This window comes from Pseudomonas sp. MWU12-2020 (genome assembly GCF_023100605.1).
In the GTDB taxonomy this organism is placed as follows: domain Bacteria; phylum Pseudomonadota; class Gammaproteobacteria; order Pseudomonadales; family Pseudomonadaceae; genus Aquipseudomonas; species Aquipseudomonas fluorescens_H.
This window is the reverse complement of record NZ_JALMEX010000002.1, coordinates 565,024-589,265: the sequence shown is the minus strand read 5'-3', so window position 1 is coordinate 589,265 and position 24,242 is coordinate 565,024. Positions and strand designations below refer to the sequence as shown.

Genomic DNA, 24,242 nt, shown 5'->3' with positions numbered 1-24,242 from the left:
TGCCCATCAGAGGCAGAGAACCTCAATAACCGTGAGGCAAAAAACCGTGATCGAGACCCTGAACCATCTCCCGCATCCGCACGAAAGCGCGGCCGCCCTCGCCGGCCATTTCACTGATCTGGCGCCACCGCTCAACGCCCGGCAGGCGCATCTGGAAGCCTCGCGCTGCCTGTATTGCTACGACGCGCCGTGCGTCAACGCGTGCCCCAGCGAAATCGACATTCCGTCGTTCATCCGCAATATCCATCAGGACAACGTGCCCGGTGCGGCGCAGAAAATCCTTTCGGCGAACATCCTCGGCGGCAGTTGCGCGCGGGTCTGCCCAACGGAAATCCTCTGTCAGCAAGCCTGCGTACGCAACAATGCGCAGGAATGCGCGCCGGTGCTGATCGGCCTGCTGCAGCGCTACGCCGTGGACAACGCGCACTTCACCGAGCACCCGTTTCAGCGCAGCGCCGCTACCGGCAAACGCATCGCCGTGGTCGGCGCCGGGCCAGCGGGGTTGTCCTGCGCCCACCGCAGCGCGATGCACGGGCATGACGTGGTGATTTTCGAAGCACGGGAGAAGGCTGGCGGCCTTAATGAATACGGGATCGCCAAGTACAAACTGGTCGACGACTATGCGCAGAAGGAACTGGATTTCCTCCTGCAGATCGGCGGCATCGAAATCCGTCACGGGCAGAAACTCGGCGAGAATCTGACCCTCAGCGAGCTGCATCAGCAGTTCGATGCGGTGTTCCTCGGCCTCGGCCTCAATGCCAGCAAACAGCTCGGCCTGCCCCACGAGGACGCGCCCGGCCTGCTCGCCGCCACCGACTACATCCGCGAACTGCGCCAGGCCGATGACCTGACGCAACTGCCACTGGCCGAGCGCTGCATCGTCCTCGGCGCCGGCAACACCGCGATCGACATGGCCGTGCAGATGGCCCGCCTCGGTGCCCGTGACGTGAATCTGGTGTATCGCCGCGGTGCGGCGGACATGGGTGCCACCGGCCACGAACAGGACATTGCCAAGGCCAATCAGGTGCGCCTGCTGACCTGGGCGCAACCGGAGGAAGTCTTGCTCGACGATCAGGGCCAAGTGCGCGGTATGCGTTTCGCCCGTACCGAACTGGTCGACGGTCGTCTGCAAAGCACTGGCGAAACTTTTGAGCTGGCCGCCGATGCGATTTTCAAAGCCATCGGCCAGGCCTTCGACAGCAGCGCCCTCGCCGACCCGCTGGCCCGCGAACTCAAGCGTCAAGGCGAGCGGATTCAGGTCGATGACCACCTGCGCACCAGCATTCCCGGCGTGTATGCCGGCGGCGACTGCACCAGCCTCGATCAGGACCTCACCGTGCAAGCCGTACAGCATGGCAAACTCGCCGCCGAGGCGATCAACGCGCAACTGATGCTCAACGTGGAGGCTGCGTAAATGGCCGATCTCTCGATAGTCTTCGCCGGCATCAAAGCCCCCAACCCGTTCTGGCTGGCTTCCGCGCCGCCGACCGACAAGGCCTACAACGTGGTGCGCGCCTTCGAGGCCGGTTGGGGTGGCGTGGTCTGGAAAACCCTCGGCGAGGACCCGGCAGCGGTCAATGTCTCGTCGCGCTACTCGGCACACTACGGCAACAACCGCGAAGTGCTGGGGATCAACAACATCGAACTGATCACCGACCGCTCGCTGGAAATCAACCTGCGCGAGATAACTCAGGTCAAGAAAGACTGGCCGGATCGCGCGCTGATCGTCTCGCTGATGGTGCCGTGTGTCGAGGAATCGTGGAAACACATCCTGCCGCTGGTGGAAGCCACGGGCGCCGACGGTATCGAGCTGAATTTCGGTTGCCCGCACGGCATGCCCGAGCGCGGCATGGGCGCGGCGGTCGGTCAGGTGCCGGAATACGTCGAGCAGGTCACCCGCTGGTGCAAGACCTATTGCTCGCTGCCGGTGATCGTCAAGCTGACGCCGAACATCACCGACATCCGCGTCGCCGCCCGCGCTGCGCATCGCGGTGGCGCCGATGCGGTGTCGCTGATCAACACCATCAACTCGATCACCAGCGTCGATCTGGAACACATGGTCGCCCTGCCCACCGTCGGCAGCAAAAGCACCCACGGCGGTTATTGCGGTTCGGCGGTCAAGCCGATTGCACTGAACATGGTCGCCGAGATCGCTCGTGATCCGCAGACCCAAGGCCTGCCGATCTGCGGCATTGGCGGCATCGGCAGTTGGCGTGACGCGGCGGAATTCATGGCGCTGGGCAGCGGCGCGGTGCAGGTGTGCACGGCGGCGATGCTGCATGGTTTCCGCATTGTCGAGGAGATGAAGGACGGGCTGTCGCGCTGGATGGACAGCCAAGGCTACGCCAACATCGCCGAGTTCTCCGGGCGCGCGGTGGGCAATACCACGGACTGGAAGTACCTCGACATCAACTACCAGGTGATCGCGAAGATCGACCAGGACGCGTGCATCGGTTGCGGGCGCTGCCACATTGCTTGCGAAGACACTTCACACCAGGCGATCAGCAGCCTGAAACAGGCTGACGGCACGCATAAATATGAAGTGATCGATGATGAGTGCGTGGGCTGCAATCTGTGCCAGATCACCTGCCCGGTGGCGGACTGCATCGAGATGGTGCCGATGGAAACCGGGAAGCCGTTTCTGGACTGGAATCATGATCCGAGGAATCCTTACCACGTTGCCGTCTAGATCGCCGGCTGATCCAACAGCCCCCTCACCCTAACCCTCTCCCAAAGGGAGAGGGGACTGATTGGGGGATATTTCAGAAATCCACCGACTTGAGCGATTTACTTTGAATCCAAAATCGATACATGCACAGGCACGGACGGCTTTTTGAGTCCATATTCGACTGGATTTTTCAGGTCGATGTAACTCGCAAGACACCTCGGTCGGCCCCCTCTCCCTCCGGGAGAGGGTTGGGGTGAGGGTCAGCTCTTGCTTCAGGGTTCCAACCCGATCCCGCGCAAAATCACACTGGTCACCGTCTGCACCGCCCGCTCGAACTGCATGTCCGACAGCGGCTGATGTTCGTTGAGAATATTCACCTGATGATCGAAGTCGGCGTAATGCTGGGTCGAGGCCCAGATCATGTACAGCAGGCTCGACGGTTCCACCGGCAGAATCCGCTTGTCCTCGACCCACTGGCGGATCTTCGCTTCCTTCATTTTCGCCCACTCATACAGGCTCAGATCCAGCGCCTCACCGAGGGTCGGGGCGCCGTGGATGATCTCGTTGGCCCAGACTTTCGAACCATAGGGCCGGCTGCGCGAGTGGTTCATCTTCGCGCGGATGTAGCTGCTGAGCACCACCCGCGGGTCATCGAACATCTCGAAGCACAGCGCGTCCTGTTTCCACACCTCCAGCAGGTCGAACAGCACCGCGCTGTACAGTTCGCTTTTGGTCGAGAAGTAGTAATGCAGGTTGGAACGCGGCAGCTGCACTTCGGCGGCGATGTCGGCCATGGCGGTGCCGCCGAAGCCTTTTTCGGCGAAGACTTTTTCCGCCGCGAGCAGGATTTTCTCGACGTTACTGCGACGAATCTCGATCTTGTGATTGCCCATGAGGGCTCCCTGACAACGACGTTGTTGAAGACTAGCATCCGCTCTGGTCTGGGGGCGACCGCTGTAAATAAAACTTCGTGCGCAAGTCTGCGGATGGCTAAACTGAGGCTTCTTTGTCCTGCCTCAGAGGTATCCGCGATGCTGTTCAAGAATGTCCTGACCACCACTGCCCTGCTCGCTTCGCTGTTCGCCGCATCTTCGGTTTTCGCCCACGCCCACCTGAAAAGTGCAACGCCGGCCGCCGACAGCACCGTCGCCGCACCGGCCGATCTGCGCCTGACTTTCTCCGAAGGTGTCGAAGCCAGTTTCACCAAGGTCAACCTGACCCACGATGGCACCCCGGTCGCGATCAAAGCGCTGACCACCGAGAACGACAAGAAAACCCTGATCGTCACTCCCGCCGCACCACTCGACGCCGGTGAATACAAAGTCGAATGGCACGCGGTGTCGGTCGATACACACAAGAGCGAAGGCGCCTATCAGTTCAAGGTCGGCCAGTAATTCATGAGTGAAGCGCTGGTGCTGTGTCGCTTTGTGCATTTCAGCGCGGTATTGATGGTGTTCGGCGCCTGGCTGTTCCGGCCGCTGCTGCTCAAGGCGCCCGTGCCGACACTGGATCGGCATCTGGCGCAACTGGCGCGCTGGCTGACGGCGGTTGCGCTGTTCAGCGGTGTCACCTGGGCGCTGTTGATCACCGCAAGCATGGCCGGCTCGGCGGCGGCCGCGTTCGACCCGGACACCATTGAAGTGGTGCTCGGCAATACCTTTTTCGGGCAGGTATGGCGCTGGCATCTGCTGATCAACGCGCTGTTGCTGGCGTTGTTATTTACGCCTTGGCGATCGAACGTGCCGTTGCGCCTGGGCTTGAGCGGATTGTTGCTGGCGACGCTGGCACCGGTCGGTCACGGTGCGATGCTCGATGGTCTGAGCGGGCAACTGCTGATCCTCAACCAGATCGTTCATCTGACGTGCGTGGCCGCATGGCTCGGCGGATTGTTGTTGCTGGTGTTGATCCTGCGTCAGCCTGGCGAAGCGATGAGCCGGATCCTGCAACGCTTCAGCGGTGTCGGTTACGCGATCGTTGGGGGGCTGCTGATCACCGGGCTGATCAACGTGCGCGTGCTGACCGGCCAATGGTGGCCGACGCCCTTGTTCGCCGGGTTTGCCTTGATTCTGCTGATCAAGGCGTTGCTGGTGGCAGGCATGCTCGCCCTGGCGCTGTTCAACCGCTTGCGGATTGATGATTGCGAACAGCGGATGGGCGCGCTCAAGCGCAGTGTGGTGCTGGAGTGGTTGTTGGGGATCGGTGCGGTTGCAGCCGTGTCGCTACTCGGTACCCTGCCGCCGATGATTGCTGGATAAACCTGATCCTCTTGTGGGAGCGGGCTTGCTCGCGAAGGCGGCGTGTCAGATACGGAAATATCAACTGACACACCGCCTTCGCGAGCAAGCCCGCTCCCACATTTTGATCTATGGAGGTCAATGCGGTTGTGTGTCGCCCGCTGCAGTATCGATGCTGACCACCACCGACATCCCCGGTCGCAGGCGTTCCTCTTCCTGCTGGCCCTCATCAATGGTGATCCGCACCGGCACTCGCTGGGCGATTTTCACGAAGTTGCCGGTGGCATTGTCTGCCTGCAACAGGGCGAATTCCGAACCTGTGGCCGGTGAGATGTGCTGCACATGACCAGTGAATCTGCGGTGGTTCAGTGCATCGACGGTGAAGCGCACCGGCTGCCCGACCCGTACGTTGTCCATCTGGGTTTCCTTCATGTTGGCGATCACCCATTTCTGGTTCGGCACCAGCGCCATCAACTGCGCCCCGGAGTTGACGTAAGCGCCCAGGCGCACACCGATCTGCCCGAGTTGGCCGTCACGCGGGGCGACGATGCGGGTGTTCGACAAATCGATTCGCGCCAGTTGCACCGCCGCTTCAGCGCTGGCAACTGCCGCTTCCAGCGAGCCGCGATTGACGATCACCGTTTGCAGGTCCTGACGGGCGATTTCCAGGTTGGCCTTGGCCTGCGCCACCGCCGCAATGCCCTGCGCGTTGGCCGCCAGGGCCACGTCCATTTCGCGCTTGGACACCGAACCGTCGCTCACCAGCTCCTTGTTACGGCGCAGATCCGCCTCGCTTTTGCGCAACTGCGCTTCACTGTCGGCCACCACCGCCTGACGCAGCTTGATCGTCGCTTCGGCGCTGTTGCGTTGCTGCACCACATTGGCCAGCGAGGCCTTCTGCACTGCCAGTTGCGCCAGTGCCTGGTCGAGGTGCTGCTGATAAATCCGGTCGTCCAGGCGCACCAGCAAATCGCCGGCCTTCACGTACTGGAAGTCCTGCACCGGCACTTCAAACACGTAACCGCTGAGTTGCGGGCCGATGATCGTCACCTGGCCGCGCACCAACGCGTTTTCAGTAGTCTCGACCGCGCTGCTGAACGGCGGCAACTGCCAGGCGTACAGCACGATCAGTACGCCGACGATGGCAATCGCGGCAAAGCCCAGCGACGAGATGACCCGCACCCGCAACGAGCGTGGCTCGGTGTTCGGCGAGGACGGCGGCGCCACGCCTTCCGGGGTGGCGGCGATGGCATTGGTGGTTGTGGTGGTCGGTTCGGTCATGAATTGGAGGCACCGCTAGGAGGTACGGAAGGCGCTGGGTCGACGGCTTTGGTGGTGCTCATCAGCCACAGCGCACGAATGGACAGCCAGATCATGGTCAGCACCGCAATCACGGCGATCAGCATGAACACATCGTTATAGGCCAGTACGTTGGCTTCGCGGGTCGCCGCGTTGGACAGACTGCGAATCCCGGCCAGATTGCGCAGGCTCGGGTCGGCCAGCAAGGAGCCATAGGCCGAACCGCCGCTCTGCACGCGGGCAGCCACCAGCGGATCGGACAGCGTCAGGTGCTCGACCAGATGATTGGAGTGGAATTTCTCGCGCACGATCTGGAACGTGCCCAACAACGCCGCGCCGAGCAAGCCGCCGAGGTTGTTGCAGATCCCGAACAACACCGAAAAACTCACCAGGTTGCGCGGGTTGGTCAGCACGTTGCGCGTGCCGAAAACCATGGTCGGGCCGAGGAAAAACGTGCTGCCGAAGGCCAGCAGGAACTGACTGAAATACAGGTTCGCCGGGCGGGTCAGGTTATTGGAAAAACTGTCCATCACCGAACCGGTCGCCATCAGCGCCAGCGAGATGATCAGCGGCATCAGCAGATGCTTGGGATCGATGGTCAGCGCGCTGGTCGCCAGCCCGGCAACGCTGCCGATCAGCATCACCACGTACAGGCTGTGCAACTGCTCATAACCCATGTTGAGGTTCTGCATGAAACCGACGGCGCCGGTGGACTGCTCCGAGGTCACCATGCGAATCAGGGTCACCGCCAGCGCCAGGCGGATCATCGTGCCACTGCCGAGCCAACGGGTCATCAGCATCGGGTTGCTGCGATTGTGCTCGATCGCCAGGCCCGCGAGGATCAGGGCAATCGAGGCCGCCAGCGCATAACCGATCCAGTTGGCCTCCAGCCACCAATCGATCCGCCCCAGCGACAACACCGCGCAAAGCAGTGCCACGCCGCTGGCGAGAATCGCGAAGGTGAGAAAATCCAGCGGTTCGAAGGTCTTGAAGCGGTCACCGGGCGGCAACTTGAGCAACAGCACGCAGCCCAGCGACAGCAAGGCCATGCCCAATTCGAACAGATACAAGCCGCGCCATTCGGCAATCTGCAGCAAGTCCTCGGAGAACAAGCGCGCCAGCGGCAAAGCCAGTTGCGAGGCGCCGAGCCCGAGCACCAACGCCTTCAGCCGCCACTTGGCCGGAAACGCCTGGACCATGTAATACAGACCCAGCGAACTCAGTGCCGCACCGACCATGCCGTGCGCCGCACGCACCGCGATGGCCGAGCTCAGGTCGTTGACGAACAGGTGGCCGAAGGTCACCAGCGCATACAGCACCAGAAACACTTCGGTGAATGCACGCAGGCCGAACTGCTGACGAAACTTCACCAGCAGCAGGTTCATCGACACGTTGGTCATCACGTAGGCGGCCGGCAGCCAGGCCATCTCCGCCGTAGTCGCGCCCAGCGCGCCTTGCAGGTAAGGCAGGTTGGCGACCACCAGCGAGTTGCCCAGACCACCGGTCACCGCCACCAGCAACCCGACCAGCGCATAGGCCAGGCGCTTGGGGTTGGAGTGCAGCGGCGTCGAGGGGGAACCGGGCAGACTGGGCTTCTCGTGTGGCTGCCAGTTGCGCGGGGCGTATCGATCCATTGAAAGGCCTTGTTTGGGGATGTCTGAGTTTGCCGCAATCAACGACAAAACACACATCCCCTGTAGGAGTGAGCCTGCTCGCGATAGCGCAGCGTCAGTCAGCATCAATGTTGAATACTAAACCGCTATCGCGAGCAGGCTCGCTCCCACAGGGTCAAATGTCGGGCCGGGAGTTTTGTATCAGGCGCGCAGCATCATGTAAGCCGCGACCACCAGGCACACACTGGCAAAGCCCACCTGCAACGTCCGCGCCGGAACCCGGGCGCAGAGTTTGCGGCCGATGATCATGCCGACAATGCTGGCGATGATGAACGCCACGCCAAGGCTGTCGATGCGCACTCCGGCATGGAAGGAGCCGATCACGCCAATCGCGGAAATCAGGCTGATCACCATCAACGACGTCGCAACGATGCCGCGCATCTGCACGTCGGTCAGTTGCTTGAACGCCGGGACGATCAGGAAGCCACCGCCAACGCCGAGCAGTCCCGACACCACGCCCGTGACCGCGCCCAATGCCGCCAGTGTCGCGGTGCATTTGGCGGTCCAGTCGAAACGCCCGGTCTCTTCATTCAGCATGCAGTTTTTCTGGCCCCAGCTCGCGTGGCCGTGATCGCTCAGCCCTTCGTGCTGACGCTCACGGCGCAGCATGCGCCAAGCGACCATGACCATCAGCAGGCTGAAGAGGATCATCAGAATCTTCTCAGGCAACTGGTGCGCGAAATAAATCCCCACCGGCGAAAAAACCGCACCGAGCGCCGCAATCAGCAGCGCTGCGCGATAGCGCACCAGCCCATGGCGCAAGCCATCAATCGCCCCGACCGCCGCCGCACTGCCGACCGCGAACAACGCGACCGGCGCCGCTTGCGTCATCGTCCAGCCAAGGCCCAGCACCAGCGCCGGCACCGCGAGAATCCCGCCGCCCGCCCCGGTGAGCCCGAGAATCAACCCCATCAACACGCCAAACAGACTTGCCAGCAACATAGGATTTACTCAGTCAACCTTGGACAGACCGGTCAGCCACTCGCGGCCCTTGAGCATGCCGTTCCAGTAGAACCACGGCAGCAGCGTCGCCTTGAGAAACCACGCCGAGCGGCGCGGTACGGTCGCATCGAGCGCGAAGGTCGGCAGCAACTTCCCGCCGTAGCCGAACTCGGCGAGGATCACCTTGCCCTTCTCCACCGTCAGCGGGCAGGAACCGTAGCCGTCGTACTTCAGCGGCATAGGCTTTTGCTTGCGCAGCGCCAAAAGGTTTTCCGCGACCACCACAACCTGCTTGCGCACGGCCGCCGCGGTTTTCGCGTTGCTGGTGCCGCAGATGTCGCCAATGGCGAACACTTCCGGGTAGCGCAGATGCTGCAGGCTGTGCGGGTTCACTTCGCACCAGCCGCCAGCGTCGGCCAACAAGCTCTGAGCGATGAAATCCGGCGAGACCTGCGGCGGCACGACATGCAGCAGATCGAAGCTTTTCGCCTGTGTGGTGACGTTGCCGTCAGCGTCCTTGATCTCGAACCACGCGGTTTTCGCCGGGCCGTCGACCTTGACCAGGTTGGCGTTGAAGGCCAGTTGCGCGTTGTACTTTTCGATGTACTTCATCAGTGGCGGCACGAAGGTCGCGACACCGAACAGCGCCGCGCCGGCCAGGTTGAATTCGACGTCAATGTTGTTCAGCACGCCGGTTTTGCGCCAGTGATCGCACGACAGGTACAACGCCTTCTGCGGTGCCCCGGCGCATTTGATCGGCATCGCCGGCTGGGTGAACAGTGCTTTACCGCCGCGGAGTTTCTGCACCTGATCCCAGGTGTACTGCGAGTGCTGATAGCTGTAGTTGGACGTCACGCCGTGCTGGCCGAGGCTTTCCTGCAAGCCTTCGATCTTCTCCCAGGCCAGACGCAAGCCGGGACAGACGATCAGGTTCTGGTAGCTGACGCGGCGTTGATCGTTGAGGGTGAGTTGACGTGTGTCGGGATCAACCGCAGTCACCGCCGCTTGAATCCAGGTAGCCTGACGCGGCATCACCTGGCTCATCGGTCGTGCGGTGTCCTTGACGTCATAGGCGCCACCGCCGACCAGCGTCCACGCCGGTTGATAGTAATGCTGGGCGCTTGGCTCGATCACAGTGATTTTCAGAGTGGGATCACGCTTGAGCAGACTGGCGACGAAGCCGATGCCGGCGGTGCCGCCGCCGATGACCACGATATCTGCACTGATGGATGGGCCCCAGTGTTGATCGTTCATTGCTTGTTCCTTATTGCTGCACGCAAGGATTTCTTGGCCTTCACATAAAACCAATGTGGGAGCGGGCTTGCTCGCGAAAACGGTAGATCATTCAACATTAATGTCGACTGATACGACGCCTTCGCGAGCAAGCCCGCTCCCACAGGGGATGGAGGTGTTAGCTGACATTTATGGATGACCCCAGCTCTTGAGCACCGCCCCGCAATACAGCCCGGAGAGGGTCTTCATCACCTGAATCACTTCAGGACTGGCCAGACCGTAAAAGATGTACTTGCCTTCGCGACGAGTCGCCACCAGGCCTTCATCGCGCAGGATGCCCAGTTGCTGGGACAGCGTCGGCTGGCGCACGCCGGTCATTTTTTCCAGCTCGCCGACGTTGCGCTCGCCCTGAGTCAACTGGCAGAGGATCAACAGGCGATCCTCATTGGCCAGCGCCTTGAGCAGCGTACAGGCCTTGGAGGCGGACGCCCGCAATTGGGCGACTTCACATTCGGTCAGACTGGATTGCATTTGCACGATGCCTTCAACGTCACTTAAGCTGCGAACATTATGTTTTTAGATAAAGTGTTGCAACCCATTTCCCTTGTTCAGGTTCGTGTCCATGCCCGCGCAGATTGAAGCTTTCCTCGACCCCGCCTCCTCGACCTACAGCTATGTGGTCTATGAAGCCGATGGCGGGCAGTGTGCAATCGTCGATCCGGTACTCGATTACGACGGCGCCGCCGGGCGCACCTGCACGGTGCAGGCCGACAAAATCATCGCTTTCGTCCGTGAACACCGCTTGCAGGTGCAATGGCTACTGGAAACCCACGCCCACGCCGATCACCTGTCCGCCGCGCCGTACCTGCGCCGCGAACTCGGCGGCAGGATCGCGATCGGCCAGTCGATCAGCAAAGTGCAGAACGTGTTCAAGGCGCTATTCAATCTGGAACCGGAATTCTGCGTCGACGGCTCGCAGTTCGATCACCTGTTCGCGCCGAACGAGTCGTTCATGATCGGCAACCTCAAGGCCACCGCCCTGCACGTCCCCGGCCACACCCCGGCGGACATGGCCTACCTGATCGATGGCGAACAGATTCTGGTCGGCGACACGCTGTTCATGCCTGACGTCGGCACCGCCCGCTGCGACTTCCCCGGCGGCAACGCGCATCAACTGTTCAACTCGATCCACAAACTGCTGGCCTTCCCCGCCAGCGTCAAACTCTACGTCTGCCACGACTACCCGCCCGAAGGCCGCGCCGCGCAATGCCAGACCACCGTCGGTGAGCAGCGCAGGAGCAATATTCATGTGCATGACGGAATCGATGAGGCGGCGTTTGTCGAGATGCGTACCAAGCGCGATGCTGGGCTAGGCATGCCGACACTGTTGCTGCCGGCGATTCAGGTGAATGTGCGGGCGGGGAATTTTCCGGCGGCCGAGGATAACGGTGTGGTTTATCTGAAGGTGCCGATCAACAAGCTTTAAAGCAAAAGATCGCAGCCTTCGGCAGCTCCTACAGGGAGAACGCGTTTCCCGTCAAAACTGGAATGGGTTCACCTGTAGGAGCTGCCGCAGGCTGCGATCTTTTGATCTTCAAGACCCCAAGGTCAACCCATTCGCCGGCAACGGCAGTGCCGTCTTGTAGCGCACCTGCTTGAGCGCAAAGCTTGAGCGGATGTTCGCCACCCCCGGCACCTTGGTCAGAAAGTCCATCATGAACCGCTCCAGCGACTGAATGGTCGGCACCAGCACCCGGATCAGATAGTCCGGGTCGCCGGCCATCAGGTAACACTCCATGACCTCGGGGCGGTCGGAGATCGCCTCTTCGAAATGTTGCAACGCTTCCTCGACCTGTTTCTCCAGGCTCACATGAATGAACACGTTCACGTGCAGGCCCAGCAGATCGGCATCCAGCAGCGTCACCTGCTCACGAATCAGGCCTAATTCTTCCATCGCCTTGACCCGGTTGAAACACGGTGTCGGCGACAGGTTCACCGAGCGCGCGAGGTCGGCGTTGGTGATGCGCGCGTTCTCCTGAAGGCTGTTGAGAATGCCGATGTCGGTACGGTCCAGTTTGCGCATGAGACAAAACCACCTGTTTTTTATGTTTATGCAGATTTTCTATCTGCAAATCGTCTCCAGCGCAACGAAACAGAGAGAAATATTCTTCTTGGCCGGGCCTATGATTGTTGTAGGACAAGATTTCTTTCACCCAAGAATGATTGCCAGCTCACTACAAGAAATTCACAAGATCGAGCGTAGAAGCCATGACCCAAGCGTATGAACCGCTGCGTCTGCACGTCCCTGAACCCTCGGGCCGCCCAGGCTGCAAAACCGACTTCTCCTACCTGCATCTGACCGATGCCGGCACGGTGCGCAAACCTTCCATTGACGTCGAACCCGCCGACACCGCCGACCTGGCGCGTGGGCTTATTCGTGTGCTCGACGATCAGGGCAACGCCCTCGGCCCCTGGGCTGAAAACGTGCCGGTCGAGATCCTGCGCAAGGGCATGCGCGCCATGCTCAAGACGCGGATTTACGACAACCGCATGGTGGTCGCCCAGCGGCAGAAAAAAATGTCGTTCTACATGCAGAGCCTTGGCGAAGAAGCCATCGGCAGCGCCCAGGCCCTGGCCTTGAACATCGACGACATGTGCTTCCCGACCTACCGTCAGCAAAGCATTCTGATGGCCCGCGAAGTGCCGCTGGTCGACCTGATCTGCCAACTGCTGTCCAACGAGCGTGATCCGCTCAAGGGCCGGCAGTTGCCGATCATGTATTCGGTCAAGGACGCCGGTTTCTTCACCATCTCCGGCAACCTCGCGACCCAATTCATTCAGGCCGTCGGCTGGGGCATGGCCTCGGCGATCAAAGGCGACACCAAAATCGCCTCGGCGTGGATCGGTGACGGCGCCACCGCCGAATCGGACTTCCACACTGCCCTCACCTTCGCCCACGTTTACCGCGCGCCGGTGATCCTCAACGTGGTCAACAACCAGTGGGCGATCTCGACCTTCCAGGCCATCGCCGGGGGTGAAGCCACCACTTTCGCCGGACGCGGCGTCGGTTGCGGCATCGCCTCGCTGCGGGTCGATGGCAACGACTTCTACGCGGTCTACGCCGCTTCCGCCTGGGCTGCCGAACGCGCCCGGCGCAACCTCGGCCCGACCATGATCGAATGGGTCACCTACCGCGCCGGCCCGCACTCGACCTCCGACGATCCGTCGAAATACCGTCCTGCCGATGACTGGAGCCACTTCCCGCTGGGCGACCCGATTGCCCGCCTGAAGCAGCACCTGATCAAGGTCGGCCACTGGTCGGAAGAAGAGCACGCCGCCGTCAGCGCCGAACTCGAAGCCGAAGTGATTGCCGCGCAGAAACAGGCCGAACAGTACGGCACCCTCGCCGGCGGGCAGATTCCAAGCGCCGCGACCATGTTCGAAGACGTCTACAAAGAGATGCCGGAGCACTTGAAGCGCCAGCGTCAGCAGTTGGGGATCTGACATGAACGATCACAACAACAATATTCAGTTGGAAACCGCCATGACCACGACCACCATGACCATGATCCAGGCCCTGCGCTCGGCCATGGATGTGATGCTTGAGCGTGACGACAATGTGGTGGTGTTCGGTCAGGACGTCGGCTACTTCGGCGGCGTGTTCCGTTGCACCGAAGGCCTGCAGACCAAGTACGGCACCTCGCGGGTGTTCGACGCGCCAATCTCCGAAAGCGGCATCGTCGGCGTGGCCGTGGGCATGGGCGCTTACGGCCTGCGTCCGGTGGCCGAGATTCAGTTCGCCGACTACGTCTACCCGGCTTCCGACCAGATCATTTCCGAAGCGGCGCGTCTGCGTTATCGCTCGGCCGGCGAGTTCACCGCGCCGATGACCCTGCGCATGCCCTGCGGCGGCGGGATCTACGGCGGCCAGACCCACAGCCAGAGCATCGAGGCGATGTTCACTCAGGTCTGTGGCCTGCGCACCGTGATGCCTTCCAACCCGTACGACGCCAAGGGCCTGCTGATCGCCTCCATCGAAAACGATGACCCGGTGATCTTCCTCGAGCCGAAACGCCTGTACAACGGCCCGTTCGACGGCCACCACGACCGCCCGGTAACCCCGTGGTCGAAACACCCGCAAGCCCAGGTGCCGGACGGTTACTACACCGTGCCGCTGGACGTTGCCGCGATCACCCGTCCGGGCAAGGACGTGACCGTGCTGACCTATGGCACCACCGTATACGTCTCGCAAGTCGCGGCCGAAGAATCCGGGGTGGATGCCGAAGTCATCGACCTGCGCAGCCTGTGGCCACTGGACCTGGAAACCATCGTCAAGTCGGTGAAGAAAACCGGTCGCTGCGTGGTGGTCCATGAAGCCACCCGCACCTGCGGTTTCGGCGCCGAACTGGTTTCGCTGGTGCAAGAGCATTGCTTCCATCACCTGGAAGCGCCAATCGAACGCGTCACCGGTTGGGACACCCCCTACCCGCACGCGCAAGAGTGGGCGTATTTCCCAGGGCCGTCCCGAGTGGGCGCGGCGTTGAAACGGGTCATGGAGGTCTGAATGGGCACGCACGTTATCAAGATGCCGGACATCGGCGAAGGCATCGCAGAAGTTGAACTGTCGCAGTGGCACGTCAAGGTCGGCGACCTGGTGGTTGAAGATCAGGTGCTGGCGGATGTGATGACCGACAAGGCGATGGTCGATATTCCATCGCCGGTACACGGCAAGGTGATTGCGCTCGGCGGTCAGCCGGGTGAAGTGATGGCGGTCGGCAGTGTGCTGATCAGCATCGAAGTAGAAGGTGCCGGCAACTTGAAAGAGTCCGCCGCGCCAGCACCTGTTGCCGCGAAAGAGCCCCCTGTTGCAGCGAAAGTTGAAGCGGTAGTCGAGAGCAAACCTGCTGCCGCTGCTGCACCGCGTTCCGCACCGGTTTGCCAGGGCCCGATGGTTGCCCGTGAAGCCGATGAACGTCCGCTGGCCTCGCCGGCCGTGCGCAAACATGCGCTGGATCTGGGCATTCAATTGCGTCTGGTACGCGGCACCGGCCCGGCCGGTCGCGTGCTGCACGAAGACCTCGACGCTTATCTGGCCCAGGGTCAAACGAACGCTTCGGCGCCGGCAACTGCCGCGTACGCCCAGCGTCACGATGAGGAGCAGATTCCGGTAATCGGCATGCGCCGCAAGATCGCCCAGCGCATGCAGGACGCCACGCAGCGTGCCGCGCATTTCAGCTACGTCGAGGAAATCGACGTCACCGCGATTGAAGAACTGCGCGCGCACCTCAATGAAAAACACGGCGCCAGCCGTGGCAAGTTGACCCTGCTGCCGTTCCTTGTCCGCGCACTGGTCGTGGCCCTGCGCGACTTCCCGCAGATGAACGCCCGCTATGACGACGAAGCCCAGGTCATCACCCGTCTCGGCGCAGTGCATGTCGGCGTCGCCACACAAAGCGATGTGGGCCTGATGGTACCGGTGGTACGTCACGCCGAGGCGCGCAGCCTGTGGGACAGCGCCGCCGAGATCTCGCGTCTGGCTAACGCCGCACGCAATGGCAAGGCCAGCCGCGACGAACTGTCCGGCTCGACCATAACCCTGACCAGCCTCGGTGCGCTGGGCGGCATCGTCAGCACCCCGGTGCTGAACCTGCCGGAAGTGGCCATTGTCGGCGTGAACAAAATCGTTGAACGCCCGATGGTCGTCAAAGGCCAGGTGGTGATCCGCAAGATGATGAACCTCTCCAGTTCCTTCGATCACCGCGTGGTCGACGGCATGGACGCGGCGCTCTTCATCCAGGCCATCCGTGGTCTGCTCGAACAACCCGCGACCCTGTTTGTGGAGTGATGCCATGCAAACCTTGAACATCACGCTGCTGATCATCGGCGGCGGCCCCGGCGGTTACGTCACGGCGATCCGCGCCGGACAACTGGGCATTTCGACGATTCTGGTCGAAGGCCAATCGCTGGGCGGCACTTGCCTGAACATCGGCTGCATTCCATCGAAAGCGTTGATTCACGTGGCCGAGCAGTTCCACCAGACCCGCCATCACAGCGAGCATTCGGCGCTGGGCATCAGCGTCTCGGCACCAACCCTCGACATCAGCAAGAGCGTCGAGTGGAAGGACGGCATCGTTGATCGCCTGACCACCGGCGTCGCCGCGTTGCTGAAAAAGAACAAGGTTCAGGTGATCCATGGCTGGGCCAAGGTGGTTGACGGCAAAACCGTCGAGGTCGGCGACACGCGCATCCAGTGCGAGCATCTGGTGCTGGCCACCGGTTCGACCAGCGTCAACCTGCCGATCCTGCCGATCGGCGGGCCGATCATCTCCTCCACCGAAGCACTGGCGCCGAAGTCCGTGCCGAAACGCCTGGTGGTGGTGGGCGGCGGTTATATCGGTCTGGAGCTGGGCATTGCTTACCGCAAGCTCGGCGCCGAGGTCAGTGTGGTCGAGGCGCAGGATCGTATCCTGCCGGCCTACGACGCCGAACTGACCCAGCCAGTACACGAAGCACTGAAGCAACTGGGCGTGAAGCTCTATCTCAAGCACAGCGTGCTGGGTTTCGACGGCACCTTGCAGGTGCGTGAGCCGAACGGCGACACCCTGAATCTGGAAACCGATCAGGTGCTGGTGGCGGTTGGTCGCAAGCCGAACACTCAAGGCTGGAACCTCGAAGCGCTGAACCTGGACATGAACGGCTCGGCGATCAAGATCGACAGCCGCTGCCAGACCAGCATGCGCAACGTCTACGCCATCGGCGACCTCAGCGGCGAACCGATGCTCGCGCACCGCGCCATGGCTCAGGGCGAAATGGTCGCCGAGCTGATCAGCGGCAAGCACCGCGAATTCAACCCGACCGCCATCGCCGCCGTGTGCTTCACCGACCCGGAACTGGTGGTGGTCGGCCAGACCCCGGACGAGGCCAAGGCTGCGGGGCAGGACTGCATCGTCTCAAGCTTCCCGTTCGCCGCCAATGGCCGGGCGATGACCCTGGAATCGAAAAGCGGCTTCGTGCGCGTGGTCGCGCGTCGCGACAATCATGTGATTGTCGGCTGGCAGGCGGTCGGGGTTGGCGTATCGGAGTTGTCGACCGCGTTCGCGCAAAGCCTGGAAATGGGCGCGCGGCTGGAAGACATCGGCGGCACCATCCATGCGCATCCGACCTTGGGTGAAGCGGTGCAGGAAGCAGCGCTGCGTGGTTTGGGGCATGCGCTGCACCTGTGATGGATGGTGGCAGTGATGGCCTCTTCGCGAGCAAGCCCGCTCCCACAATGGGAATGCATTTCAAAATGTGGGAGCGGGCTTGCTCGCGAATTCTTGAGGCCGACACGATTTATCTGCCTGTCATCCGATCGTCCGGGCTGCGAAACCGCTCAAGAATGAAGTATTGTTGTGCCCATCCAAAAAAACGTCAGAAGCCTTGAACCGTTTCGACGGTTGTTCAGTGATAGAGGGTGTCATGGGTAACGAAAGCATCAATTGGGACAAGCTGGGTTTTGACTACATCAAGACCGACAAACGCTATCTGTCGTACTTTCGCAATGGCGAGTGGGACAAAGGCACCCTGACCGAAGACAACGTGCTGCACATCAGCGAAGGCTCGACTGCCCTTCACTATGGCCAGCAGTGCTTCGAAGGTCTGAAGGCTTATCGTTGCAAGGACGGCTCGATCAACCTGTTCCGTCCCGACCAGAACGCCGCTCGCATGCAACGCAGCTGCGCTCGCCTGCTGATGCCGCACGTGTCGACCGAGCAGTTCATCGAAGCGTGCAAGGAAGTGGTTCGCGCCAACGAGCGCTTCATCCCGCCATACGGTACCGGCGGCGCGCTGTACCTGCGTCCGTTCGTGATCGGTGTGGGTGACAACATCGGTGTGCGTACCGCGCCGGAGTTCATCTTCTCGGTGTTCGCGATCCCGGTCGGCGCCTACTTCAAGGGCGGCCTGACGCCGCACAACTTCCAGATTTCCAGCTTCGACCGCGCCGCCCCACAAGGCACCGGTGCGGCCAAGGTCGGTGGCAACTACGCCGCCAGCCTGATGCCGGGCTCCCAGGCCAAGAAAGCGCACTTCGCTGACGCCATCTACCTGGATCCGCTGACCCACAAGAAGATCGAGGAAGTCGGTTCCGCCAACTTCTTCGGGATCACCCACGACAACAAGTTCATTACTCCGAACTCGCCATCCGTGCTGCCGGGCATCACTCGCCTGTCGCTGATCGAACTGGCGAAAACCCGTCTGGGTCTGGAAGTGGTGGAAGGCGACGTGCTGATCGACAAGCTGTCGGACTTCAAGGAAGCCGGTGCTTGCGGTACCGCGGCGGTGATCACGCCGATCGGCGGCATCAGCTACAACGACCATCTGCACGTGTTCCACAGCGAAACCGAAGTCGGCCCGGTCACCCAGAAGCTCTACAAAGAGCTGACTGGCGTACAGACCGGCGACATCGAAGCGCCAGCAGGCTGGATCGTCAAGGTTTGATCTGACGGCCGCTGATGCACAAAAGCCCCCATCGAGTGATCGATGGGGGCTTTTTCGTAGTGATGATAAAGATCAAAAGATCGCAGCCTTCGGCAGCTCCTACAGATGGAATGCGATACCCATGTAGGAGCTGCCGAAGGCTCGGGCCGCGTTCGGACGATCTTTTGATTTTCTATTTCAAGGCAATCCGCTTCCCGCCCCGCGCGGCTATCCCGCTGGCCTGACCATTCTGTTGCTTGCCTGTGCGCGCCTGGGTAATCAGCCCGGGAATCAACTCCCCTTCCGGCAGATTCTTCCAGAATCGCACCGGCAAGTGCCCCTGCATGACTTTCTCGTTCAACCGCGCCGGGTTGAAGATGTGGCTGTAGTACGTCAGCCACAACTCGCCGTGCGGGTCATCAATGTTCTGCGCCAGTTGCTGCCATTCCACCGGGCATTGGCGCTGATGGATCAGTCGCTCGCCATCGTAATAAACCCCGTCACGCGGCGTGGCGATCAACCAGCGGTGGCGGCCCATGCGTCCGATGAAATGCTCGCTGGCACTGTGCAGGATGTCGTGGACTGGTTCGTGCCACGCCACATATTGCGGGCCTGGCTGATCCTGCGGGCGTTCGATGAAACGCACGAACGCATGCAAATGGTGGGCTTCGCGCTGCACTTGCTTGATCCGCCGCTGCAACTCGCTGCCGAGCTTGTCGCCAGCCATCATCGCCGTGCGATCACCATGGCTGACTCGCCACAGCACTTCATACAACAGACTCCAGCGCTGGTCGCCCCGGTAGCGTGCAGCTTGTTCCAGGGTGTCGAGCAATGCACGGGGGATGCGTGCCTGAAACGGCCCCTGCCCCTCCGGCACATGTACGTCACTGGCAAACAGATCGCTCACCCCTTCCGATGCCCAACTCACCAGACTCGGGTCAACTTCATGGCTGAGCAGCCAGCGCGCCTGCTGGCGCCAGGTGTCGAACAGGTCGTCGCAATCGAGATTGATCATCCCCACAACCCCATCTGCTGCGGCTGCGGCCGGTCGCGCAATTGCTGGTAGAGCATCTGGCTGGTGACTTCGGCCTGTTGTGGGTGGTAGTCGCTGGTGATGATGAACGGCTTGGCTTTGGCCAGCACACAGCGCATGCGCGCCACGTCTTCATAGCGGATGCGCCGTTGCTGGCGCAATTGCACCAAGCGTTCGGTGGTGCGCAGGCCGATGCCGGGAATGCGCGCGATCAACGCCGGTTCGGCGCGATTCAGATCCAGCGGAAACACTTCGCGATTCTGCAGTGCCCAGGCCAGCTTCGGATCGATATCCAGCGCCAGATTACCCGGGCCTTTGAGCAGCTCATCGGCGCTGTAGCCGTAACTGCGCAAGAGGAAGTCGGCCTGATACAAACGATGCTCGCGCATCAGCGGTGGCGCGGCCAATGGCACGCTTTTCGGGCTGTCGGGAATCGGGCTGAATGCCGAATAGTAAACCCGGCGCAGGCGGAAATTGCCGTACAAGGCCTGGGCGCCATGCAGGATCGTGCTGTCGTCGGTGTCATCGGCGCCGACGATCATCTGCGTACTCTGCCCGGCCGGGGCGAACTTCGCCGAGCGCGGCTCGTTGAGCACGGTCTGCTCGCCGGTGTAGATGGTGTGCATCGCCTGCTTGATCGAGCCGATGTGCTTCTCCGGGGCCAGGGTTTGCAGGCTCTCATCGGTAGGCAGTTCGATATTGACGCTGAGGCGATCGGCGTACCGTCCGGCCTCCTCGATCAATGCCGGATCGGCCTCGGGAATGGTCTTCAGGTGAATGTAGCCGCGAAATTCATGCTCTTCGCGCAGCAGCTTCGCCACACGCACCAGTTGCTCCATGGTGTAGTCCGCCGAGCGGATGATCCCCGAGCTGAGAAACAGTCCGCTGACGCAGTTGCGTCGGTAGAAATCCATGGTCAACGTCACCACTTCCTCGGGGGTGAAGCGTGCACGCGGCACATCGCTGGAGCGGCGGTTGACGCAGTACTGGCAGTCGTAGAGACAGAAGTTGGTCAGGAGAATTTTCAGCAACGATACGCAACGGCCGTCAGGCGTATAGCTGTGGCAGATGCCCATGCCGTCGGTCGAGCCCAACCCGCTCTTGCCCTCGGAGCTGCGCTTGGGCGCACCGCTGCTGGCGCAGGAGGCGTCGTACTTGGCGGCGTCGGCGAGAATGCTGAGCTTGTCGATGAGTTGCATGGCGAAGACTCGATACTGGTTATGCGTACAGTATCGAGTCTATTGGATTGGCACAAGGTGCAAATACAGGATCCTACAAAGGTGCGCGGTTACCTGTAGGAACTGCCGGAGGCTGCGATCTTTTGCTCTGCGCGTCTAATGGCAACTCAAGACCAAACCGCAGGCCCATTTCCTTTCGCCCCGCCACGGTCAGTGCCAGCGCCCGACTGTCCAGATCCTGCGTCACCCACTTGCGTTTCAGCACCATTTGCAACAACGCCGCCCCCAGCGAACCGCCCAGATGCGGCCGGCGCATGCTCCAGTCCAGGCACGGGCAGGCAAACTTGCGGCGCAAGGTGCTCAAGTCCTGCACCTCAATCCCCAAGCTCGCAAACAACGCCTCGCCACTGTCGCTCAAGCGATAAGCCCGCTCATCGGTTTCCACCAGCCACCCCGCCTCAAGCATACGGTCGTGCAGCAACACCGCGAGCGTCCCGGCCATGTGGTCGTAGCAGCTACGAGCGAATTGCAGGCGATCCGGGGTATGCGGTTTGAAGATCGGCGCGGCGTTCTGGCCGATCACCATCAACGCTTCCAGCGCCTGGGCCACGCGCTGATCGGCGAGGCTGTAATAGCGATGGCGGCCCTGCACATGCAAGCGCACCAGGGCCAGATCCTTGAGCTTGGCCAGGTGCGCACTGGCGGTGGAGGCGCTGACCTCGGCGACGGCGGCCAATTCCGTGCTGGTGCGGGCGTGGCCGTCCATCAGCGAGCAGAGGATTTTCGTGCGTGCCGGTTCGGCAATAGCGGCGGCCACCTGCGAGACGCCGATGTCTTGATGTTCTGCGTGCATATTTCGCTCCCCGACGAATCGTCGTCGCTGCGAACTGAAGATACTCGCATCACTTTCCCGACGACAAGGCTGTGAACCATGGACCCGATCATCGCTGCGACGCATGCCGATCCCTATCCCTACTACGCCAAACTGCGCGCCGAGGGCGGACTGACCTTTGATCATGGATTGAAACTGTGGGTCGCCAGCAGCGCCCGCGCGGTGAGCGCAGTGCTGACGCATGCCGACTGTCGGGTGCGACCGCTGCTGGAACCGGTGCCAAAGGCGATTGCCTCGGGGATGGCCGGCAAGGTCTTCGGACAGTTGATGCGGATGAACGATGGCGAACGTCAGCGCTGCCCACGCTCTGCGGTGGAACCGGCGCTGCAATTGATCGATGACAATCTGGTACGCACGCTGGTGGCGGCGCGATTGATGACGGCGGACGCCGATGGCTTATATAAGGCAATGTTTCGCGGCCCGGTGTGCGTGGTCGCGGCGCTGCTCGGCTTCACCCCGGCGCAGGGCCGCGCCATTAGCGAGCTGACCGCGGCTTTCGTCGCCTGCCTGTCGCCGCTGAGCAATGACCTGCAACTGGCGGCGGCGCATGCGGCGGCGGAGCAATTGCACGGCTATTTCATCGAGTTGCTGGCCGAAGCCGATAGCGTTTTTCTCAAGGCTATCGAGCAGCGATTTGCAGGAGACGAAGAAACCCTGATCGCCAATCTGATCGGTCTCTGTTCGCAGACGTTTGAAGCGACTGCCGGGTTGATCGGCAATGCGCTGATTGCGCTGCGACGTCAGCCCGAATTGCGCGATGCTTCAGTGGACGCACTGTTGGCCGAGGTTCAGCGCTTTGATCCGCCGGTGCAGAACACCCGTCGCTTTGTCGCGCAGACTTGCGAGATCGACGGCGTGCGGCTGGAGGCCGGTGAGGTGATTCTGGTGCTGCTGGCCTCGGCCAACCGCGATCCTTTGTTGAATGCAGAGCCCGAGCGGTTTCTGCTGGATCGTCCTGACCGGCGCAGTTTCAGCTTTGGCAGCGGGCGGCATCTGTGTCCGGGGCAGACGCTGGCGTTGAGCATTGCCGCTGCGACTGTCAGAGAAATCCTTGATCAGGGTGTGAATCTGCAACAACTGACGTGGCATTACCGCCCATCCCTCAATGGGCGGATTCCACTGTTCAGCGCGGTGCAGCCTTAAGCGTTGCGCAGCTCGATGGTCAGGTGCGACAGCTCATGCACCGACGCCAGCCGTTCGCGAATAGCCTCCGCCGTCACGCCCGCCGCCGCGACCACACTGACAATCGCCGCCCGCGCCTGCGGGCCGAACTGCCAGACATGCAGATCGCTGATGCGCACATCGTCCGAGGTTTCCAGCAGCTCGCGGATCTCCGCAGCCACCGGTTCGTCGGTGGTGTCGAGCAGCACCGCGGCGCTGTCGCGCATCAGGTTGTAGGCCCATTTCGCGATGACAATCGAGCCGACAATACCCATCACCGGATCCAGCCACACCCAACCGAGGTAGCGCCCGGCCAGCAACGCGGCAATCGCCAGCACCGAGGTCAGGGCATCGGCCAGTACATGGACGTAGGCCGAGCGCAGGTTGTTGTCGTGATGGTGGTGATGATCGTTGCCTTGGTCATGCTGATGGCCGTGGTCATGGCCATGATGGCCCATCAGCAGGAAGGCGCTGAGGACGTTTACGCCCAACCCGACAATCGCGATCACGGTTGCTTCGCCAAACGCCACAGTGGTCGGTTCGAACAATCGAGAAATCGACTCGCCGGCAATGCCCAGCGACACCAGACCCAGCACCATCGCCGAGGCAAAACCGGCCAGATCGCCGACCTTACCGGTGCCGAAACTGTAACGACGGTTGTTGGCGTTGCGCCGGGCGAAACCATACGCTGCGGCGGCGATGCCCAACGCGCCGGCATGCGTTGCCATGTGAAAACCGTCGGCCAGCAAAGCCATGGAGCCGGTGAGGTAACCGGCGGCGATCTCGCCGATCATCATCACAAACGTCAGCGCCACCACCCACAAGGTGCGGCGGGCGTTTTCATCGTGGGACGCGCCGAGAAACTGGTGATCGTGGCTGAAACGGTCAGCGCTTGGGGTCAGGTTCATGATGCTGGTGCTCTATTTGGAATAACGGCGGATGGCTTGCAGCAGATCTTCGGCGCCCTGGGCACGCTGTTCGTCGGTGAGGTCGGGATGCGCCACATGTTCACGGGTGTGGGCCTCGATGAACTGCTCCATCAAACCGTTGACCGCCCCACGAATTGCCGCCACCAGGTGCAAGGTCTTGGCGCAATCGGCATCGCCCTCCAGCGCTTTTTCAACGGCCTGCACCTGCCCGGCAATGCGCCGCACGCGGTTCAGCAGTTCGTCTTTATGTTCATGAATGTGCGACATACCTATACCCCCTACCCCTATATGGCGTGCATGTTCGCCGATGGCTTGGGCAATCGCAAGTTCGGTGAGCATTCAAGGGATGAACGGGATGCTGAAAGCGGCCTCAATCCCCTGTGGGAGCCAATTGGTGAAGGCGATACCGGATATCAGATAAAGAAAATCAAGCTTGATTTATATCGGTTTCGATATAGCCTGCTGATAGGTGACTTCTGCGATTATTTGCAACACACCGCCGCAACACGTTTCCGTCGGAGCTATTACGCTTCTCCTTCCAAC

At 61.5% G+C, this 24,242-nt stretch carries 23 protein-coding genes; 11 read left to right on the top strand and 12 right to left on the bottom strand.

The annotated features are described in order from the left end of the window. The first annotated feature begins 46 nt into the window (after positions 1-46). Positions 47-1,414: an NAD(P)-dependent oxidoreductase gene (locus tag M0814_RS06810; protein ID WP_103484662.1), complete on the top strand. Its 1,368-nt coding sequence runs from the start codon at positions 47-49 to the stop codon at positions 1,412-1,414. Beyond that, positions 1,415-2,689, top strand: a complete 1,275-nt coding sequence (gene preA, locus M0814_RS06805; protein ID WP_003224016.1) for an NAD-dependent dihydropyrimidine dehydrogenase subunit PreA — start codon at positions 1,415-1,417, stop codon at positions 2,687-2,689. 251 nt (positions 2,690-2,940) lie between these two features. Here preA and M0814_RS06800 read toward each other — a convergent pair whose 3' ends face one another. Next, on the bottom strand, positions 2,941-3,561 hold the full coding sequence (locus M0814_RS06800) for a TetR/AcrR family transcriptional regulator (protein ID WP_045122396.1): 621 nt from the start codon (positions 3,559-3,561) through the stop codon (positions 2,941-2,943). A gap of 138 nt (positions 3,562-3,699) precedes the next feature. On the opposite strand from M0814_RS06800, the gene copC reads away from it, so the two are divergent. Both copC and copD read left to right on the top strand, forming a co-directional pair. Then, entirely contained in the window at positions 3,700-4,062 is a 363-nt protein-coding gene (gene copC / locus M0814_RS06795) for a copper homeostasis periplasmic binding protein CopC (RefSeq protein WP_103484663.1), read from the top strand. Positions 4,063-4,065: 3 nt separating this feature from the next. Then, positions 4,066-4,923 (top strand): copper homeostasis membrane protein CopD, encoded by an 858-nt coding sequence (gene copD / locus M0814_RS06790; RefSeq protein WP_103484664.1) that lies wholly within the window; start codon positions 4,066-4,068, stop codon positions 4,921-4,923. A gap of 117 nt (positions 4,924-5,040) precedes the next feature. Here copD and M0814_RS06785 read toward each other — a convergent pair whose 3' ends face one another. From M0814_RS06785 to M0814_RS06765, 5 genes are all read right to left on the bottom strand, one after another. Continuing rightward, positions 5,041-6,183 carry an HlyD family secretion protein gene (locus tag M0814_RS06785; RefSeq protein WP_103484665.1) on the bottom strand — a complete coding sequence of 381 codons (1,143 nt, stop codon included), beginning with the start codon at positions 6,181-6,183 and terminating at the stop codon, positions 5,041-5,043. Next, positions 6,180-7,835, bottom strand: a complete 1,656-nt coding sequence (locus tag M0814_RS06780; protein ID WP_103484666.1) for an MFS transporter — start codon at positions 7,833-7,835, stop codon at positions 6,180-6,182. The genes M0814_RS06785 and M0814_RS06780 overlap by 4 nt, the downstream gene beginning before the upstream one ends. Positions 7,836-8,015: 180 nt before the next feature. Next, positions 8,016-8,816, bottom strand: coding sequence for a sulfite exporter TauE/SafE family protein (locus M0814_RS06775; protein WP_103484668.1), 801 nt, complete (start codon positions 8,814-8,816; stop codon positions 8,016-8,018). A gap of 9 nt (positions 8,817-8,825) precedes the next feature. Continuing rightward, positions 8,826-10,070 (bottom strand): FAD/NAD(P)-binding oxidoreductase, encoded by a 1,245-nt coding sequence (locus M0814_RS06770; protein WP_103484669.1) that lies wholly within the window; start codon positions 10,068-10,070, stop codon positions 8,826-8,828. 168 nt (positions 10,071-10,238) lie between these two features. After that, a complete protein-coding gene (locus tag M0814_RS06765; RefSeq protein WP_103484670.1) occupies positions 10,239-10,580 on the bottom strand; it encodes a metalloregulator ArsR/SmtB family transcription factor in 342 nt (113 codons plus the stop codon). Positions 10,581-10,671: 91 nt separating this feature from the next. On the opposite strand from M0814_RS06765, the gene M0814_RS06760 reads away from it, so the two are divergent. Then, a complete protein-coding gene (locus tag M0814_RS06760) occupies positions 10,672-11,535 on the top strand; it encodes an MBL fold metallo-hydrolase (RefSeq protein WP_103484671.1) in 864 nt (287 codons plus the stop codon). Positions 11,536-11,643: 108 nt separating this feature from the next. Here the strand turns inward: M0814_RS06760 and bkdR are convergent, their stop codons facing one another. Then, positions 11,644-12,132 carry a Bkd operon transcriptional regulator BkdR gene (bkdR, locus tag M0814_RS06755; protein WP_016985245.1) on the bottom strand — a complete coding sequence of 163 codons (489 nt, stop codon included), beginning with the start codon at positions 12,130-12,132 and terminating at the stop codon, positions 11,644-11,646. Between the two features lie 185 nt (positions 12,133-12,317). On the opposite strand from bkdR, the gene M0814_RS06750 reads away from it, so the two are divergent. From M0814_RS06750 to M0814_RS06730, 5 genes are all read left to right on the top strand, one after another. Continuing rightward, positions 12,318-13,553 carry a 3-methyl-2-oxobutanoate dehydrogenase (2-methylpropanoyl-transferring) subunit alpha gene (locus M0814_RS06750; protein ID WP_003224001.1) on the top strand — a complete coding sequence of 412 codons (1,236 nt, stop codon included), beginning with the start codon at positions 12,318-12,320 and terminating at the stop codon, positions 13,551-13,553. 1 nt (position 13,554) lies between these two features. Next, positions 13,555-14,613: an alpha-ketoacid dehydrogenase subunit beta gene (locus M0814_RS06745; RefSeq protein ID WP_003224000.1), complete on the top strand. Its 1,059-nt coding sequence runs from the start codon at positions 13,555-13,557 to the stop codon at positions 14,611-14,613. Continuing rightward, positions 14,614-15,894, top strand: a complete 1,281-nt coding sequence (locus tag M0814_RS06740) for a dihydrolipoamide acetyltransferase family protein (protein WP_103484672.1) — start codon at positions 14,614-14,616, stop codon at positions 15,892-15,894. Between the two features lie 4 nt (positions 15,895-15,898). After that, entirely contained in the window at positions 15,899-17,272 is a 1,374-nt protein-coding gene (gene lpdA, locus M0814_RS06735; protein WP_103484673.1) for a dihydrolipoyl dehydrogenase, read from the top strand. A gap of 235 nt (positions 17,273-17,507) precedes the next feature. Further along, positions 17,508-18,527, top strand: coding sequence for a branched-chain amino acid aminotransferase (locus M0814_RS06730; protein WP_003223996.1), 1,020 nt, complete (start codon positions 17,508-17,510; stop codon positions 18,525-18,527). A 172-nt stretch (positions 18,528-18,699) separates the two neighbouring features. Here M0814_RS06730 and M0814_RS06725 read toward each other — a convergent pair whose 3' ends face one another. The 3 genes from M0814_RS06725 to M0814_RS06715 form a co-directional block, all read right to left on the bottom strand. Further along, positions 18,700-19,521: a TIGR03915 family putative DNA repair protein gene (locus M0814_RS06725; protein ID WP_103484674.1), complete on the bottom strand. Its 822-nt coding sequence runs from the start codon at positions 19,519-19,521 to the stop codon at positions 18,700-18,702. Then, positions 19,518-20,738: a putative DNA modification/repair radical SAM protein gene (locus tag M0814_RS06720; RefSeq protein ID WP_103484675.1), complete on the bottom strand. Its 1,221-nt coding sequence runs from the start codon at positions 20,736-20,738 to the stop codon at positions 19,518-19,520. The genes M0814_RS06725 and M0814_RS06720 overlap by 4 nt, the downstream gene beginning before the upstream one ends. Before the next feature lie 73 nt (positions 20,739-20,811). After that, positions 20,812-21,570 carry a metalloregulator ArsR/SmtB family transcription factor gene (locus M0814_RS06715; protein ID WP_103484676.1) on the bottom strand — a complete coding sequence of 253 codons (759 nt, stop codon included), beginning with the start codon at positions 21,568-21,570 and terminating at the stop codon, positions 20,812-20,814. A 78-nt stretch (positions 21,571-21,648) separates the two neighbouring features. Between M0814_RS06715 and M0814_RS06710 the strand changes: the two genes are divergently transcribed. Further along, complete coding sequence (locus tag M0814_RS06710) at positions 21,649-22,752, top strand: cytochrome P450 (RefSeq protein ID WP_103484677.1); 1,104 nt, start codon at positions 21,649-21,651, stop codon at positions 22,750-22,752. Here the strand turns inward: M0814_RS06710 and dmeF are convergent. Both dmeF and M0814_RS06700 read right to left on the bottom strand, forming a co-directional pair. Then, positions 22,749-23,678 carry a CDF family Co(II)/Ni(II) efflux transporter DmeF gene (gene dmeF, locus M0814_RS06705; RefSeq protein ID WP_103484678.1) on the bottom strand — a complete coding sequence of 310 codons (930 nt, stop codon included), beginning with the start codon at positions 23,676-23,678 and terminating at the stop codon, positions 22,749-22,751. The genes M0814_RS06710 and dmeF overlap by 4 nt on opposite strands. Before the next feature lie 12 nt (positions 23,679-23,690). Further along, positions 23,691-23,966 (bottom strand): metal/formaldehyde-sensitive transcriptional repressor, encoded by a 276-nt coding sequence (locus M0814_RS06700; RefSeq protein WP_003223990.1) that lies wholly within the window; start codon positions 23,964-23,966, stop codon positions 23,691-23,693. Positions 23,967-24,242 lie beyond the last annotated feature (276 nt).

Excerpts from the sequence above, each read along its gene's own strand:
- preA (WP_003224016.1), top strand. The coding sequence starts at position 1,415 with ATGGCCGATCTCTCGATAGTCTTCGCCGGCATCAAAGCCCCCAACCCG.
- M0814_RS06800 (WP_045122396.1), bottom strand. The coding sequence starts at position 3,561 with ATGGGCAATCACAAGATCGAGATTCGTCGCAGTAACGTCGAGAAAATC.
- copC (WP_103484663.1), top strand. The coding sequence starts at position 3,700 with ATGCTGTTCAAGAATGTCCTGACCACCACTGCCCTGCTCGCTTCGCTG.
- copD (WP_103484664.1), top strand. The coding sequence starts at position 4,066 with ATGAGTGAAGCGCTGGTGCTGTGTCGCTTTGTGCATTTCAGCGCGGTA.
- M0814_RS06785 (WP_103484665.1), bottom strand. The coding sequence starts at position 6,183 with ATGACCGAACCGACCACCACAACCACCAATGCCATCGCCGCCACCCCG.
- M0814_RS06780 (WP_103484666.1), bottom strand. The coding sequence starts at position 7,835 with ATGGATCGATACGCCCCGCGCAACTGGCAGCCACACGAGAAGCCCAGT.
- M0814_RS06775 (WP_103484668.1), bottom strand. The coding sequence starts at position 8,816 with ATGTTGCTGGCAAGTCTGTTTGGCGTGTTGATGGGGTTGATTCTCGGG.
- M0814_RS06770 (WP_103484669.1), bottom strand. The coding sequence starts at position 10,070 with ATGAACGATCAACACTGGGGCCCATCCATCAGTGCAGATATCGTGGTC.
- M0814_RS06765 (WP_103484670.1), bottom strand. The coding sequence starts at position 10,580 with ATGCAATCCAGTCTGACCGAATGTGAAGTCGCCCAATTGCGGGCGTCC.
- M0814_RS06760 (WP_103484671.1), top strand. The coding sequence starts at position 10,672 with ATGCCCGCGCAGATTGAAGCTTTCCTCGACCCCGCCTCCTCGACCTAC.
- bkdR (WP_016985245.1), bottom strand. The coding sequence starts at position 12,132 with ATGCGCAAACTGGACCGTACCGACATCGGCATTCTCAACAGCCTTCAG.
- M0814_RS06750 (WP_003224001.1), top strand. The coding sequence starts at position 12,318 with ATGACCCAAGCGTATGAACCGCTGCGTCTGCACGTCCCTGAACCCTCG.
- M0814_RS06745 (WP_003224000.1), top strand. The coding sequence starts at position 13,555 with ATGAACGATCACAACAACAATATTCAGTTGGAAACCGCCATGACCACG.
- M0814_RS06740 (WP_103484672.1), top strand. The coding sequence starts at position 14,614 with ATGGGCACGCACGTTATCAAGATGCCGGACATCGGCGAAGGCATCGCA.
- lpdA (WP_103484673.1), top strand. The coding sequence starts at position 15,899 with ATGCAAACCTTGAACATCACGCTGCTGATCATCGGCGGCGGCCCCGGC.
- M0814_RS06730 (WP_003223996.1), top strand. The coding sequence starts at position 17,508 with ATGGGTAACGAAAGCATCAATTGGGACAAGCTGGGTTTTGACTACATC.
- M0814_RS06725 (WP_103484674.1), bottom strand. The coding sequence starts at position 19,521 with ATGATCAATCTCGATTGCGACGACCTGTTCGACACCTGGCGCCAGCAG.
- M0814_RS06720 (WP_103484675.1), bottom strand. The coding sequence starts at position 20,738 with ATGCAACTCATCGACAAGCTCAGCATTCTCGCCGACGCCGCCAAGTAC.
- M0814_RS06715 (WP_103484676.1), bottom strand. The coding sequence starts at position 21,570 with ATGCACGCAGAACATCAAGACATCGGCGTCTCGCAGGTGGCCGCCGCT.
- M0814_RS06710 (WP_103484677.1), top strand. The coding sequence starts at position 21,649 with ATGGACCCGATCATCGCTGCGACGCATGCCGATCCCTATCCCTACTAC.
- dmeF (WP_103484678.1), bottom strand. The coding sequence starts at position 23,678 with ATGAACCTGACCCCAAGCGCTGACCGTTTCAGCCACGATCACCAGTTT.
- M0814_RS06700 (WP_003223990.1), bottom strand. The coding sequence starts at position 23,966 with ATGTCGCACATTCATGAACATAAAGACGAACTGCTGAACCGCGTGCGG.